Genomic DNA, 14,123 nt, shown 5'->3' with positions numbered 1-14,123 from the left:
CACCAATTATCGCTTAGGTAAGGAGGTGATCCAGCCCCAGGTTCCCCTAGGGCTACCTTGTTACGACTTCACCCCAGTCATGAACCACACCGTGGTAAACGCCCTCCCGAAGGTTAAGCTATCTACTTCTGGTGCAGCCCACTCCCATGGTGTGACGGGCGGTGTGTACAAGGCCCGGGAACGTATTCACCGTGGCATTCTGATCCACGATTACTAGCGATTCCGACTTCATGGAGTCGAGTTGCAGACTCCAATCCGGACTACGACCGGCTTTATGAGATTAGCTCCACCTCGCGGCTTCGCAACCCTCTGTACCGACCATTGTAGCACGTGTGTAGCCCTACTCGTAAGGGCCATGATGACTTGACGTCGTCCCCACCTTCCTCCGGTTTATCACCGGCAGTCTCCCTAAAGTTCCCGGCATTACCCGCTGGCAAGTAAGGATAGGGGTTGCGCTCGTTGCGGGACTTAACCCAACATTTCACAACACGAGCTGACGACAGCCATGCAGCACCTGTCTCAGAGTTCCCGAAGGCACCAATCCATCTCTGGAAAGTTCTCTGGATGTCAAGAGTAGGTAAGGTTCTTCGCGTTGCATCGAATTAAACCACATGCTCCACCGCTTGTGCGGGCCCCCGTCAATTCATTTGAGTTTTAACCTTGCGGCCGTACTCCCCAGGCGGTCTACTTAATGCGTTAGCTTGAGAGCCCAGTGTTCAAGACACCAAACTCCGAGTAGACATCGTTTACGGCGTGGACTACCAGGGTATCTAATCCTGTTTGCTCCCCACGCTTTCGTGCCTGAGCGTCAGTCTTTGTCCAGGGGGCCGCCTTCGCCACCGGTATTCCTCCAGATCTCTACGCATTTCACCGCTACACCTGGAATTCTACCCCCCTCTACAAGACTCTAGTTTGCCAGTTCGAAATGCGGTTCCCAGGTTGAGCCCGGGGCTTTCACATCTCGCTTAACAAACCGCCTGCGCACGCTTTACGCCCAGTAATTCCGATTAACGCTCGCACCCTCCGTATTACCGCGGCTGCTGGCACGGAGTTAGCCGGTGCTTCTTCTGCGAGTAACGTCACAGATGTAAGGTATTAACTTACACCCTTTCCTCCTCGCTGAAAGTGCTTTACAACCCGAAGGCCTTCTTCACACACGCGGCATGGCTGCATCAGGGTTTCCCCCATTGTGCAATATTCCCCACTGCTGCCTCCCGTAGGAGTCTGGGCCGTGTCTCAGTCCCAGTGTGGCTGATCATCCTCTCAGACCAGCTAGGGATCGTTGCCTAGGTGAGCCATTACCTCACCTACTAGCTAATCCCACCTGGGCTTATCCATCAGCGCAAGGCCCGAAGGTCCCCTGCTTTCCCCCGTAGGGCGTATGCGGTATTAGCAGTCGTTTCCAACTGTTATCCCCCACAAATGGGCAAATTCCCAGGCATTACTCACCCGTCCGCCGCTCGTCATCTTCAAAAGCAAGCTTTTGAAATGTTACCGCTCGACTTGCATGTGTTAGGCCTGCCGCCAGCGTTCAATCTGAGCCATGATCAAACTCTTCAATTAAAGTTTTGGTTGATTCCGAAGAATCGACTCAATGAATTCTGTTCGTATGAACACTCTTCATCGAGTTAAATCGTTTTGTCGATTTCTCAATGCCTGTGAGTGTCCACACAGATTTGCTTGTTTATCTTGTTAAAGAGCAATCCCTTAGACGCTGTGGTCATCGGGTCAGGGCTGCGTATTCTACGCTTTCCTGTTGCGGCGTCAAGAGGTATTTACCATCTTTTTTCGCCTGTCGTTGAAAGGACTCAAGAGCCTCTTTTCTTCGACCCTGTCACGTCTTTCGCGTTGCCGCTGTGCCGTGTCAGTGGGAGCGCATTATAGGGAGCCTGAACTTTTGTGCAAGGGGGATTTTTGCAAAACCACACCAAGCGAACACTATTTAGGCATTACCAGGTTACTGTCAACTTTTAAGCAACACAGACATTACCCTAAAGTCCCTTTTCATCTCGATGAGTAACTTGAACCAACTGAGATGGCTATGCAAACTGACTTGCTCACTAACCTGAGTTGCTCGTCAAAAGGCTATTTCACTCAAGGTGGGATCTAGGTTTAGCACATATTTCGCCGCTTTGCAGAGTAAAAGCCTTTTGAAATGGCAGCCCAAAGTTATCATTATCACGAGAGAATCATGACTTGAGCTTGTCTAGACTCGCTTTATCTCCCGTATCTTCTTTTTCTTCGGCGCTTTCTTTGTTATCGCTATCTCTATTATCTCGGGCATGGGAAGTGGGAGAACCCTCTGCACTTGATGCTTTGCCATCACTGTCATCTGTCTCATCGTCATCACCCAAAACGTGAGACACCTTGAGTTTTCTAACGCTGCGAATGGTAACCACAGGCCCCGAGAGAGCATAGAGATAAAACAGCAGACAGAGAATTAATGCAGGTTCGACCGAGATCACCACAAATACGGCCACTACCAGCAGAATCACCAGGAAGTTCACCTTGCCACGCCAATCGACTTCTTTAAAGGAGTGATAGCGGAAATTACTCACCATCAACAGACCGGCAACGGCCGTGACCAGAGCCACCAATATACCTATATCATGCCCTGAGACGCCGTAGCCCTGCCCCAGCCAGACACTGCCGGCAATAAGAGCCGCTGCGGCCGGACTGGCAAGCCCTTGGAAGAAACGTTTATCGGCCACTCCTACTTGGGTATTGAAGCGCGCCAGACGCAAGGCAGCCCCGGCGCAATAGATAAACGCCGCCAACCAACCTATTTTGCCCAATTCAGAAAGCCCCCAGTTATAGGCTATCAAGGCCGGAGCCATACCGAAGGACACCATATCTGCCATCGAGTCGTACTCGGCACCAAAGGCACTCTGAGTGTTGGTCAAACGCGCCAGACGACCATCCAGTCCATCAAATAACATGGCAACAAACACAGCAATAGCCGATGCCTCAAAGTGCCCATTCATGGAAGCGATAACAGCATAGAAGCCCGAGAACAATCCTGCCGTTGTCATCAGATTGGGTAACAGATAGATACCACGGGTTTTTATTGTTGGCTTGGATAAATTTTGCATACACTTAACCTGATGGTGTAATCAAACTCATAACGGCAAAGATAACACACTTGCTCAGACAAGCTCACCCTGCAGAAACGGAAACAAACAATGATAAGGATCAGCCTATTTATGGCTCTGCTGGCATTACTCGGAGCCAACGCTGCCTCGGCAACCCCCATTTATACTTGGGTCGATGAAAATGGCGTCACCCACTACAGCCAGGAGCCGCCGCCACAACAGCAAGCCACCGAACTGGACAGCCAAAATCTGCAACCCGCCAGAATCGGCACGGTCGCGCCGCAGCGAAAAGATGACATTGTGCTGGAGACTGAGTCTGAGAAACAGGCCAAATTGCTCAAGGAGAAAGATGCAGTCCAGGCTCAGGCTATATGCGATAAGGCCAAATTCCAATTGGATGTCCTCAATACCCACACCAGGCTACAACGTAAAGATGATGTCTCAGGTGAAATGATTAAGATGACTGAAGAAGAACGGCAGGCGCAGATAAAGGAGCAGCAGGAAAGAATTCGGCTGTTTTGCCAAAGAAACTAGCCAGCAAGGCCAGAGTAGAATAGGTTCTAGTAGCAAAAAGGAGCGCCGAAGCGCTCCTTGTTATTCCCGGAGTCGACTTACTTAACGAAGTCTACACCCAGTTTGATATCCGCCTTCAAGGTATCCAGCATGGCATCACGGGCGTTGGCTTCAAACGCGCTCAGTTCACCATATGGCAAAACCTTTTCGATACCATTTTTGCCGAGTACCACTGGCTGGGCAAAAAATTCAGCGTGTTCACTGCCACCGTCTACATAGGCGCACTCGATCACATTGGCTTCACCCTGCAGACCGCGGATCAGCGACAGACCGAAACGGAAAGCGGCCTGGCCCATGGACAGAGTCGCGCTGCCGCCACCGGCTTTGGCTTCAACCACTTCAGTACCGGCGTTTTGAATACGCTTGGTCAGGGCAGCAACTTCTTCATCGGAGAAGCTGACACCTTCAACCTGAGACAACAGAGGCAGAATGGTCACACCGCTGTGGCCGCCAATCACATTGACTTTAACATCGGCAACATTCAACCCTTTGGCTTCGGCGATAAAGGTTTCAGAGCGGATGACATCGAGAGTCGTCACACCGAATAGACGGTTCTTGTCGTAAACACCGGCTTTTTTCAGTACTTCAGCCGCAATGGCCACAGTGGTGTTCACTGGGTTGGTGATGATACCGATCAGCGCCTTGGGACAAGTCGCAGCCACCTTTTCAATCAGGTTACGGACGATACCGGCATTGATATTGAACAGATCAGAACGATCCATGCCAGGCTTACGGGCAACACCGGCAGAGATCAGCACCACATCAGCACCTTCCAGTGCAGGTGTTGGGTCTTCACCGGCAAAACCTTTAACTTCAACTGCTGTCGGGATATGACTCAGATCCACGGCAACCCCAGGCGTTACGGGGGCGATATCATAGAGTGACAGCTGAGAGCCGGCAGGTAATTGGGTTTTCAACAGAAGGGCAAGAGCCTGGCCAATACCACCAGCAGCACCTAGTACAGCAACTTTCATAGTTATCTCCGTCAATTCTCGGAATTATGTGTGACATAGATCTAATTCTGTGATGGCGCAACATTAAAGGATCGTCACAAAAATAGCAATTATCCCTTAGTCATATGACTCTGCTTCATCAAAAGCTGAATTAACTTCAGCATTTGCTCTCGCCTACTGAGGCTTCTTTTACCCAACAAATGACCCAAACTGCATTTTTATGCAGGCATCTTGGGTATTTGTTGACACTTACCCGTTTGATATGCAGAATGAGCGAGATTTTCTGAATAACGACAGAAGAAGATAATGCAAGCAAGCAAAAATCAGGATGAGCTAATCAGAACCTTCAAGGCTCTGCTTAAAGAGGAGCGCTTCGGCTCCCAGAGTGAAATAGTCAATGCACTGCAAGCCGAAGGCTTTGCCAATATCAACCAGTCCAAAGTCTCGCGCATGCTGAGCAAGTTCGGTGCCGTGCGCACCCGTAACGCCAAGCAGGAGATGGTCTACTGCTTACCGGCCGAACTTGGGGTGCCAACTGCCGGCAGCCCACTGAAGAATCTGGTATTGGATGTGGATCATAACCAAGCCATGATAGTGGTACGTACCAGCCCGGGGGCGGCGCAGTTAATTGCCAGGCTGTTGGACTCCATCGGCAAGCCAGAAGGTATTCTGGGCACTATTGCCGGTGATGATACTATCTTTATCTGCCCTTCCAGCATCAAGACCATTGATGAAACGCTGGAAACAGTCAAATCACTGTTCAATTACACAGACTAAGTTGAACATTTCATAAAAAAACGCCCCTCAATGAGGGGCGTTTTTGTCGCTATCGCGTTATTAATCATCAAACTGGATCATAAAATCCAGAGATGGGGCAAAGAAAGAGGAACCTGTTACCGCCTGAGTAAAGTGCATCAGGTGATCATGGTGTCCTTCTCCGTCACCGAAAACCATACTGTGAAGCATCTTTTCGAAATGGCTTGGTGTCTTACAAGTAGAGATAAACATCAATCCCTGTTGTTTGACTGAACCATAGGGCATGCTCTGACGCAGGATCTCCATCGACTCACCATTGTCATACTTGAGATTTACCCGCTTGATATGCGCCGTCAGCGGTTTGTCTTCCGAGGCGTACTCTATGTTGTCCTGCTTGGTGCGACCTATGATGTCTTCCTGCTTTTTCTGCGGCAGTCTGTGCCACTTACTCAAATTGTGGACATATTTCTGTACATGAATGTAGCTACCGCCGCGAAATGCATCGTCTTCATCCCCTACCAGGGCCACAGCTTGACGACCTCTGCCCTTGGGGTTTTCTGTGCCATCGACAAAACCGGTCAGATCGCGGCTGTCCATAAAGCGGAACCCGCGCTCCTCCTCCTCCAGTTCGGCCAACCCTTCCAGCATTTCGTTGACCTCATTGGCCACCAGATGAAGAATATCCAGGCGATCACAACGCAGGTGAATAAAGATATCGAACTCTATCGCCGGCGCATCCCGGTTACCCGACTCCATCGCGGGGAATGGCTTGAGTTCAGCCGGTCTGCTTCCCGGATAGAGGTGATCCCAAAAGTTGGCACCAATCGCCACAAAGGCATTAAAGGCACTGTCGGCATACTGATCTGCCAGCTCATACAAATACTGGGCAACATTGGCCAGACAAGGGCGCAGTTGTGACTCCCCGCCTTCGTTGGCATTGAACATCAGATAAACACTGTGCAGATTTCCCTCTGCGCAGATCCCCAGCTGTTCCCGTGGCATAACCTGTGTATCCATTTGCAATCTACCCTTTCAGATTAATTCATCTTCGGCCTTATTATCCGCAACTTGAGCATTAATTTGAATTAGCTCACGCACGTTTTTGCCGATTACTTTCAATAACCTGATGCTTGTCCGTCTTTACGGGACTCGGACGCTCCCCGATAAACGCCACTTTCAACATTAACGCCTATGGCCTGATAACCACCGAAAGCCCCGAGAGAATCACTTAAAGTATGCCCCTTTTTCATCAGCTCACGGCGGGTTTCCATGGAAAAGCCCGACTCGAGGCTGATATAACCGCCATCTGTCATCTGCTCGCCGGTCGGTTGGCTGGAACCTGTATGCAATATTCTCGGAGCATCGCCCGCCTCCTGCAGGTTGAGGCCAAAATCAATCAGATTAATCATGATCTGGGCATGCATCTGGGGTTGGGTGGCTCCCCCCATGACACCAAAGCTGAGCCAGGGCTTGCCATCTTTGGTGACAAAGGCCGGAATTATGGTATGAAACGGTCTTTTACCCGGTGCATAGGAATTGGCACGCCCGGGAGTGAGATCAAACAGTTGGCCTCTGTCCTGAAGCACAAATCCCAAATCCGGAGGCGTCATGCCTGAGCCCATGCCACGATAATTGCTCTGGATGAGGGACACCATATTGCCTTCTTTATCGGCGGTAGTGAGATAGATGGTATCACCGTGTAAAAGATTGGGATTACCCGGCTCAACACTGGCGGCGGCTTTGTCAGCATCGATAAGCTTGGCTCTGGCGTAGTTGTATTCTTTGGAGATAAGTGACGCTACCGGCACTTTGGCAAAGTCCATGTCAGCGTAGAACTTGGCTCGGTCGGCAAACGCCAGCTTTTTTGCTTCCACGAAATGATGCACATATTCGGCGCTGTCCAGCCCCATGGCCTTGAGATTAAATGGCTCCAGGGTTTTAAGGATCTGCAGTGCCGCTATCCCCTGGCCGTTGGGGGGCAGCTCCCAGATATCATAGCCCCGATAATTAACCGATACAGGTTCAACCCACTCACTCTTGTGAGAAGCGAGATCTTCATAGGAAAGATAACCGCCCTGTTGTTGCATATAGGCGGCAATACTGCGGGCTATCTCTCCTTTGTAAAAGACGTCCCTGCCCCCCTTGGCAATTTTTTCATAGCTGTTGGCCAAAGCCGGATTTCGAAACAATTCACCGACGGCCGGCATGCGGCCGCCTGGCATATAGGTTTCTTTAAACCCCGGGTATTTGGCCAGCTTGTCACCGCTTCGCGCCAGATAGAAGGCGATGAGCTCGGAAACCGGAAATCCTTCACGGGCATAATGAATAGCCGGCGCCAGGTTATCCTTCATGGGCAATTTGCCGAACTTGTCATGCAGTTCATACCAGCCATCCACGGCACCGGGCACGGATACGGGCAAAGGTCCATAAGGCGGCAGATGCTCAAGCCCTTTTGCCTTGAGCATCTCCAGCGTCAGAGAAGCCGGACTGCGGCCAGAGGCATTAAGCCCATAGAGCCGCTGCTCTTTGGCGCTCCAGACAATGGCAAAAAGATCGCCGCCTATGCCAGAACCAGTAGGCTCCACCAACCCCAGCATGGCATTGGCGGCAATCGCGGCATCCACGGCGCTGCCACCTTGTTTGAGAATATCGACCGCCACCTGAGTCGCCAGTGGTTGGCTGGTTGCCGCCATACCATTAACCGCATAGACTTCAGAGCGGCTCGCAAAGGCCGCGCCCGTGATTCTATCCATCGCCATGCTTCCCGTGCTGCAGCAAACAGCCAAACTCCCGATGACGCCGAGTAACAGCTGACGACATGAGCTGTTGCTGATATTCCGTATCCCTTGTGCGTCCTGCATTTTATTATTGCTGTGGTTATGCATCTCGCCTCCGCTCTCATCCCGGAGCGGCGCATGGGCGAGTCCGGGGTTCAGTGAATACCTATGGTGAATTCAATCAAACCGATTGTTTGGTATAACACAGAGACAAACAAATTATCACCCACAGCAAACTTATGAAACAATTGTTGTTAACAGCCATTACCGAACAACACCAGCGGATGTTCCAGTGTCGACAGCCTGACTCTCTGCCCTGGAGAAAACTGTACCTGATGACTACGGACCTCTAGAGTGACGCCCTCTTGCTGCACATCATAATGGCAAACATTGCCCAGAAAACGCCGCTCGGTAACCACGGCCAGCCCCTGTTCGTCGGGTTGTAACTCCAACTGCTGTGGCCGCAGCAACAACTCACCCTGCCAGTTCAGTGGCAAACCATGGGGCAAAGAGCTCTTAAGGCGGCCGATTTGAGTATCGACACAGTGCTCGCAGCTGACCTTGGCCTTAAGATAATTACCACTGCCGAGAAAGTCCGCCACATAGCGATTGACCGGGTTGGCATAGAGAGTTTCGGCACTGCCTTGCTGCACTATTTTTCCATCTTCAAACAGCGCCAGGGTATCGGCAAAAACAAAGGCCTCATCCTTACTGTGGGTCACAAATACGGCGCTGACGTTACGGCTCTTGAGGATCGCGCGAATCTCCAGCATCAGCTCGCCGCGTACCTGGGCGTCTATATTGGAGAAGGGTTCATCCAACAACAGCAGTTCAGGTTCATAGGCAAGCGCCCTGGCAATCGACACCCTCTGTTGTTGACCGCCGGACAACTCGTGGGGATACCGTTCACCAAGCCCCGGGAGCTTGACCAAATCCAACATCTCCTCGAGCCGGCTCAGGCGCTGCGCCTTGTTCAACCCCTTGACACCAAAGAGGATATTCTGCGCGACCGTCAAGTGGGGAAACAGGGCATAGTCCTGAAAGATCATCCCCACGCCACGCTCCTCTCCAGGAACCTGCAGCTTATCCGTGGTTACTGCACGGCCGCTGATATGAATTTCACCGGCGGAGACCGGCTGCAGTCCGGCAATGGCTCTGAGCAGAGTCGTTTTACCACAACCACTGGGTCCGAGCAGGGCGGCAATTTCACCGGCTTGCAAAGTAATGCTCAGCCCTTTGAGCACCTGCTGGGCGCCATAATGGCTATGGAGTTGCTTGACACTCAGGGTCGACATCAGTTGTTTTGCTCCAGCGAACGGTTGAGATAAATCAAGGGCACCAGCCCCACCAACACAATAACAATAGCCGCCAACGCCCCCTGCTCCAACTGCTCATCGGAGACGTATTGGAACACTTGGGTGGCCAGGTTGTGAAACCCGACAGGGCTTAGCAACAAGGCAGCCGGCAACTCTTTCATCGCCTCGATAAATACCAGCAGCAGAGCGGCAAAAATACCGCTGCGCAGCAGTGGCAGATGGATTAATGCCAGTACTTTACCCGGTGTCTTGCCCAGGCTGATGGCCGCCATGTCAAGAGAAGGCGACAGCCGTTTGTAACTGCTCTCTATGCTGCCGATGGCGATGGCGGCAAAGCGAATACAAAACGCCAGCACCAGGGCGGCGATACTGCCGGTGAACAAGAGCCCCGGGCCTTGACGCTCGAACAGAGCGTAGAGATCATCGATTCTGAAATCGAGCCAGGTCAGCGGAATAAGCACGGCAATCGCCAGCACAGTGCCCGGCAGTGCATAGCCGGTACTGACCAGACGGGATGGCAGCATGTCCCACTTTCGCGGGCTCAGGCGGCGAATGAACACCAAGAGGATAGCCAAAAGCAAACACAATACACTGCTGATGGCGGCAACCGTTAGGCTGTTGAGACTGTACTGCCAAAAGTCACTGTTCCAGCTCTGCTGCCAGTAATCCAAGGCGTAACTGCCGAGAATGACAAATGGCAAAACAAAGGCCAGCAGCAGCAACAGCGAGCAGTAGCCGAGCGCCAACCACTCACGCCAACCTTTAAGCCGGTAAGGCTCCGGCGCCTCAAGCAACAGCTGCTTTTGAAATAATTGTTGTTTACGCCTCGCCATACGCTCCAGCGCAAACAGAGTAAAAACACCAAGCAACATCAATAGCGAAATTTTAGCCGCGGCCGCCAAGTCACCATAGGCTCGCCAGGTATCGTAGACAGCCGTGGTCAGGGTGGATACCGCAAAATAATTGACCGTCGCCAAGTCAGCCATGGTTTCCATGGCCACCAGGGCGACACCGGCCGCCAGCGCCGGGCGCGCCATTGGCAGCGACAAACGCCAGAAACTCTGCCATGGCGAGCAGCCCATTACCTTGGCCGCATGCTGCAAACTTAAGGACTGCTCCAGAAACGCGGTGCGCCCCAAGAGGTAAACATAAGGGAAGAGCACCAGCGACAACATCACAGTGGCGCCGCCCAGAGTTCGAATATCGGGAAACCAGTAGTCGGTTACCGATTGCCAACCAAAACTTGCGCGTAAAAAACGCTGCACAGGCCCGGCATAATCCAGTAAATCGGTATACACATAAGCGACAATATAGGCCGGCATGGCCAGCGGCAACAACAGAGCCCACTGGAACAGGCGCCTGCCGCGAAATTCACAGCGCGCCACCAGCCAGGCAGCAGGCACCGCCAAAAGCAGACTGCCGACACTCACTCCCAACATCAGCCAAAAAGTATTGGCTATGTATGACGGCAACACAGTGGCAAACATCTGCCCAAAGCGGGTTTCACCCGGTTCAAACGCCTGCATGACCAGCGCCAGCAACGGCGCCACCATTAAGCCGCAGACGATAAACCCCGCCCACGACCAGCCCCTGGAGAAGGTCAGGATCACAGCTATTCCCCCATAGCCTTTGCAGAAACGCCTTCAAGCTCAGAGATCAAACTTAACCTCATCGAGCAGTCTCAGCGCCGCCTGATGATGCTCTGCCAACTTGTAGACAGGCAAATCATCGGCTTTAAAGTCTCCCCAGGATGCCACCAACTCTGAGACAGGCACATCGGCCTTGACCGGATATTCCATATTGACCTCAGCATAGCTCTGTTGGGCGGCATCCGAAGACAGATACTCCATCAGTTTGAGGGCATCGGCCGAGTTAGGCGCATGCTTGGCCAGCGCCATACCCGAGACATTGATATGGGCACCACGATTTTCCTGATTCGGGAAGTTGATCACCGCCGCTTCGGCCCATGGCCGCTGTTTGGGATCTTGCAGCATCTTGCCGTAGTAATAACTGTTGCCGATGGCGATATCACACAAACCTTCTTTTACCGCCTGCACCTGCGCCCTATCGTTACCCTGAGGCTTACGGGCCAAGTTACTCTTCAGTCCCTGAAGCCAACTCTTGGCATCAGCTTCACCGTGGTGGGCTATCATGGAGGCCACCAGCGCTATGTTGTAGGGATGCTTGCCACTACGCATACACACCTTACCCTTGTAACGGGCATCGGCCAGGTCTTCATAGTTGATTGTCAGCGGCCCGAGGCGCTCCTTGCTGGAATAGAGATTACGCACCCTCATAGTCAGGGCATACCAGTTTCCTTCGGGATCCCGGTATTGGGCCGGAATATTCTGCTTGAGTGTGTCACTTTCCACCTGTTTGACCAACTGCTTGTCCACCAATTCCTGCAAGCGGGAAAAGTCAGACGTCAGCACCAGATCCGCCGGTGATAAGCGTCCTTCACGGGCCAATCTATCGGCAATGCCATCTTTGGCAAACACAAAATTAACCTTCACCCCGGTAGCCTGACTGAAGTCATCCAGAATGGGCTTGACCAAAAACTCCTGACGATAGGAATAAACCGTCACCTCATCGGCGGCAACCACCGGCAACATCAAGCTGGATGCGGCCAACGCACTGCCAAGTATCAGACCTGTCTTGTAGCTCATATTATTCAGTACCTCATGTTGGATGAGTAATTTAATGAGAACTATTTCTAATCAACTTTATTTTCAGCCTAATGCAAAAATTCTGACAAGGGGAATACAGATGAAAACAGACAGAATGGCAGTGGCTGGGAGCAAAGCAATTGGAATCGGCCAAATTGTCGCAAACTAAACTAAACTGAACCTTAAAACTTATACATGGAGAGAGGAAGTATCTTGGATATTTTGGAAATCCTGCTGGCTGTGGTGTCTTTGCTACTGATCTTGTTTCTGTTCCGTCACAGGTTAAGACCTGAAAAGCGTCGGCAGGACAGACCCTCTGCCCCCAAAGAGAAACAATATCACTGTGTCTCCATAGTGTTGACGCCAAATGCCTGCCAAGCGATAAGAGCGCTTGAAGGCAAGCGTTTTCTGTCAAAGGAGGCGCCCCGGCTCCCCTTGGCGGAATGTGACTGCAGCCAATGCGACTGCAAGTATCAACATCATGAAGACAGAAGAGTTCCCTTCAGCGATCGGCGACTGGACTATGGCATGAGCCGTGACCTCTATGGCGTCTTCGGTGAAACCAACCGCAGAACCCACCCCAAGGGCAGGCGTTACTCGGACTTGGCCAAACCGCAAATCACCGAGAAATCACCCAGGACGAGTATCTCGGAAACTCTGCCTGATTGATGCCGATTCCAGCCAGTATGCCAAGGCCGGTGCCACTTTACGCCAGTCGAGATCCGGATGACGAAAATCAAGGTATTCGAGTAGCACCAACAGCAGTACCTGTCTGGCATCGAGTGGGCCGCTCGCAATAATTCCCTGACGCTCCACCTCCATTAAGGCTCTGAGCAGGGCCTGCTCGAAACGGCCGCTCCAGAAAGATGAACGAACCCCCTCCTCTTCACGCATCTGTTCCTGCCTTAAGCCAACGGCGCTATCCAGCGCGCCTTTGAGCAGCGAGAACTGGCACTCATAAGCCCAGTTTCCGGGTGGTCCAAAGAAACAATTCTGGCCGAATTTGTCGTCCAGAAAGCGAGCTATGACTTCGCTGTCGAACAGTGCGGCGCCATCATCCAAAAGCAGACAGGGAATTTTCCCCAAAGGGTTAACCGACAGTAACTCGTCACTGTTATCGAAAGGATTGACCAGCTTTTCATCCAACGCCAAACCCAGCTCGCGGGCAATAACCCTGACCACGCGGGCATAAGGCGAAGCTGTAGAGTAATAGAGCTGCATCCAGACTCTCCTGTTACCAGTATTTTTCGACTGTTATCTGTCCTGGGGCCCGGCGCAGGTTTTTGGCCAAGCCTTTATCGATAAGTGCCGCCGTAGCCCCCTGGATCATCCCGGGATTACCACAAAGCATCAATTGCGAGTCCTTTGCACTTATGTTCAGCCCGGCCTTGGCCTCTATCTCACCACTTTGCAGGCCATCCGGGATGCGACAACGCAACGCACCATCAAAATCTTCACGAGTGACACAGGGCACAAACACAAATTGCTCGGGATAGGCCTGTTGATAGCCGCGGATCTTATCGAGATAGGCAAGATCCTGCGCTTCTCTTACCCCGTAAACCAGAACCACCTTATCAAACCGCTGCCAAGGCTCAGGAGTATCCAACATGGAAAGAAACGGCCCCACAGCCGTACCTGTTGCCAAAAACCACAGGTGACGCCCCTGTAATTCTCCTTTTGGGATCTCATCCAAAGTCATAAAGCCGGTGGCTTTGTCTGTCACGCTAATACTGTCACCCGGCTGCAAAGATTGCAGATCCGGTGACAACTGGCCTTGATCTACCGCCACCGCCAGTATTTCAAGATAGTCAGTCCCAGGGGCATTCACCAGCGAATAGGCCCGGGCGATACGTTTATCATCCCGCAGCTGACTGAGCTTGATAAACTGGCCGGCAATAAACGGTGCTATCTCGGCGGCAATCCTCAGGCTGAATAACTTGCTGTTCCAATCGATACGCTCAATGACCCGACCTTCAGTCCACATAGCTTC

The 14,123-nt window shown here is 52.1% G+C and carries 12 protein-coding genes and 1 rRNA gene; 3 read left to right on the top strand and 10 right to left on the bottom strand.

The window, feature by feature from the left end; translation table 11 throughout:
* Window positions 1–18: 18 nt before the first annotated feature.
* Window positions 19–1,563 (bottom strand): 16S ribosomal RNA (locus ACMHXH_RS14500).
* A gap of 626 nt (window positions 1,564–2,189) precedes the next feature.
* Window positions 2,190–3,092, bottom strand: a complete 903-nt coding sequence (pssA, locus tag ACMHXH_RS14495; protein ID WP_071477166.1) for a CDP-diacylglycerol--serine O-phosphatidyltransferase — start codon at window positions 3,090–3,092, stop codon at window positions 2,190–2,192.
* A 90-nt stretch (window positions 3,093–3,182) separates the two neighbouring features.
* Between pssA and ACMHXH_RS14490 the strand changes: the two genes are divergently transcribed.
* A complete protein-coding gene (locus ACMHXH_RS14490; RefSeq protein ID WP_071477165.1) occupies window positions 3,183–3,626 on the top strand; it encodes a DUF4124 domain-containing protein in 444 nt (147 codons plus the stop codon).
* A 77-nt stretch (window positions 3,627–3,703) separates the two neighbouring features.
* On the opposite strand, the gene mdh is transcribed toward ACMHXH_RS14490, so the two are convergent.
* A complete protein-coding gene (mdh, locus tag ACMHXH_RS14485) occupies window positions 3,704–4,639 on the bottom strand; it encodes a malate dehydrogenase (RefSeq protein ID WP_071477164.1) in 936 nt (311 codons plus the stop codon).
* A 285-nt stretch (window positions 4,640–4,924) separates the two neighbouring features.
* Here mdh and argR point away from each other — a divergent pair, with 285 nt between their 5' ends.
* A complete protein-coding gene (argR, locus tag ACMHXH_RS14480) occupies window positions 4,925–5,395 on the top strand; it encodes a transcriptional regulator ArgR (RefSeq protein WP_025012091.1) in 471 nt (156 codons plus the stop codon).
* A 60-nt stretch (window positions 5,396–5,455) separates the two neighbouring features.
* On the opposite strand, the gene ACMHXH_RS14475 is transcribed toward argR, so the two are convergent.
* The 5 genes from ACMHXH_RS14475 to ACMHXH_RS14455 all read right to left on the bottom strand — a co-directional run bounded on the left by ACMHXH_RS14475 (window position 5,456) and on the right by ACMHXH_RS14455 (window position 12,079).
* Window positions 5,456–6,391, bottom strand: a complete 936-nt coding sequence (locus tag ACMHXH_RS14475) for a Dyp-type peroxidase (protein WP_039036001.1) — start codon at window positions 6,389–6,391, stop codon at window positions 5,456–5,458.
* Window positions 6,392–6,489: 98 nt separating this feature from the next.
* A complete protein-coding gene (gene ggt / locus ACMHXH_RS14470) occupies window positions 6,490–8,133 on the bottom strand; it encodes a gamma-glutamyltransferase (protein ID WP_226685229.1) in 1,644 nt (547 codons plus the stop codon).
* Between the two features lie 272 nt (window positions 8,134–8,405).
* On the bottom strand, window positions 8,406–9,449 hold the full coding sequence (locus ACMHXH_RS14465; RefSeq protein ID WP_186300008.1) for an ABC transporter ATP-binding protein: 1,044 nt from the start codon (window positions 9,447–9,449) through the stop codon (window positions 8,406–8,408).
* The gene (locus tag ACMHXH_RS14460; protein ID WP_039036003.1) at window positions 9,446–11,077 is read right to left on the bottom strand and encodes an ABC transporter permease; all 1,632 of its coding nucleotides are present in this window, start codon (window positions 11,075–11,077) and stop codon (window positions 9,446–9,448) included. Before ACMHXH_RS14460 ends, ACMHXH_RS14465 begins: the two co-directional genes overlap by 4 nt.
* A 39-nt stretch (window positions 11,078–11,116) precedes the next feature.
* Window positions 11,117–12,079: a Fe(3+) ABC transporter substrate-binding protein gene (locus tag ACMHXH_RS14455; protein WP_052248285.1), complete on the bottom strand. Its 963-nt coding sequence runs from the start codon at window positions 12,077–12,079 to the stop codon at window positions 11,117–11,119.
* 267 nt (window positions 12,080–12,346) lie between these two features.
* On the opposite strand from ACMHXH_RS14455, the gene ACMHXH_RS14450 reads away from it, so the two are divergent.
* Complete coding sequence (locus ACMHXH_RS14450) at window positions 12,347–12,802, top strand: hypothetical protein (RefSeq protein ID WP_202932797.1); 456 nt, start codon at window positions 12,347–12,349, stop codon at window positions 12,800–12,802.
* On the opposite strand, the gene ACMHXH_RS14445 is transcribed toward ACMHXH_RS14450, so the two are convergent.
* Together ACMHXH_RS14445 and ACMHXH_RS14440 are read right to left on the bottom strand one after the other, a co-directional pair.
* Complete coding sequence (locus tag ACMHXH_RS14445) at window positions 12,764–13,354, bottom strand: glutathione S-transferase N-terminal domain-containing protein (protein WP_039036004.1); 591 nt, start codon at window positions 13,352–13,354, stop codon at window positions 12,764–12,766. The two genes, ACMHXH_RS14450 and ACMHXH_RS14445, sit on opposite strands and share 39 nt — an antisense overlap.
* A gap of 13 nt (window positions 13,355–13,367) precedes the next feature.
* Window positions 13,368–14,117, bottom strand: coding sequence for a ferredoxin--NADP reductase (locus tag ACMHXH_RS14440; protein ID WP_071477160.1), 750 nt, complete (start codon window positions 14,115–14,117; stop codon window positions 13,368–13,370).
* Window positions 14,118–14,123: the final 6 nt, after the last annotated feature.

It is taken from the genome of Shewanella sp. BJSY2023SW001 (assembly GCF_047314685.1).
GTDB lineage: Bacteria > Pseudomonadota > Gammaproteobacteria > Enterobacterales > Shewanellaceae > Shewanella > Shewanella indica.
Note: the sequence above shows the minus strand (reverse complement) of the source record. Positions and strands in the feature narration are given on the sequence as shown.

What these genes read in the sequence shown, in the direction of transcription:
- ACMHXH_RS14490 (WP_071477165.1), top strand. Translation starts at nt 3,183, where the DNA reads ATGATAAGGATCAGCCTATTTATGGCTCTGCTGGCATTACTCGGAGCC.
- ACMHXH_RS14445 (WP_039036004.1), bottom strand. Translation starts at nt 13,354, where the DNA reads ATGCAGCTCTATTACTCTACAGCTTCGCCTTATGCCCGCGTGGTCAGG.
- mdh (WP_071477164.1), bottom strand. Translation starts at nt 4,639, where the DNA reads ATGAAAGTTGCTGTACTAGGTGCTGCTGGTGGTATTGGCCAGGCTCTT.
- ACMHXH_RS14475 (WP_039036001.1), bottom strand. Translation starts at nt 6,391, where the DNA reads ATGGATACACAGGTTATGCCACGGGAACAGCTGGGGATCTGCGCAGAG.
- ggt (WP_226685229.1), bottom strand. Translation starts at nt 8,133, where the DNA reads ATGGCGATGGATAGAATCACGGGCGCGGCCTTTGCGAGCCGCTCTGAA.
- pssA (WP_071477166.1), bottom strand. Translation starts at nt 3,092, where the DNA reads ATGCAAAATTTATCCAAGCCAACAATAAAAACCCGTGGTATCTATCTG.
- argR (WP_025012091.1), top strand. Translation starts at nt 4,925, where the DNA reads ATGCAAGCAAGCAAAAATCAGGATGAGCTAATCAGAACCTTCAAGGCT.
- ACMHXH_RS14455 (WP_052248285.1), bottom strand. Translation starts at nt 12,079, where the DNA reads ATGTTGCCGGTGGTTGCCGCCGATGAGGTGACGGTTTATTCCTATCGT.
- ACMHXH_RS14440 (WP_071477160.1), bottom strand. Translation starts at nt 14,117, where the DNA reads ATGTGGACTGAAGGTCGGGTCATTGAGCGTATCGATTGGAACAGCAAG.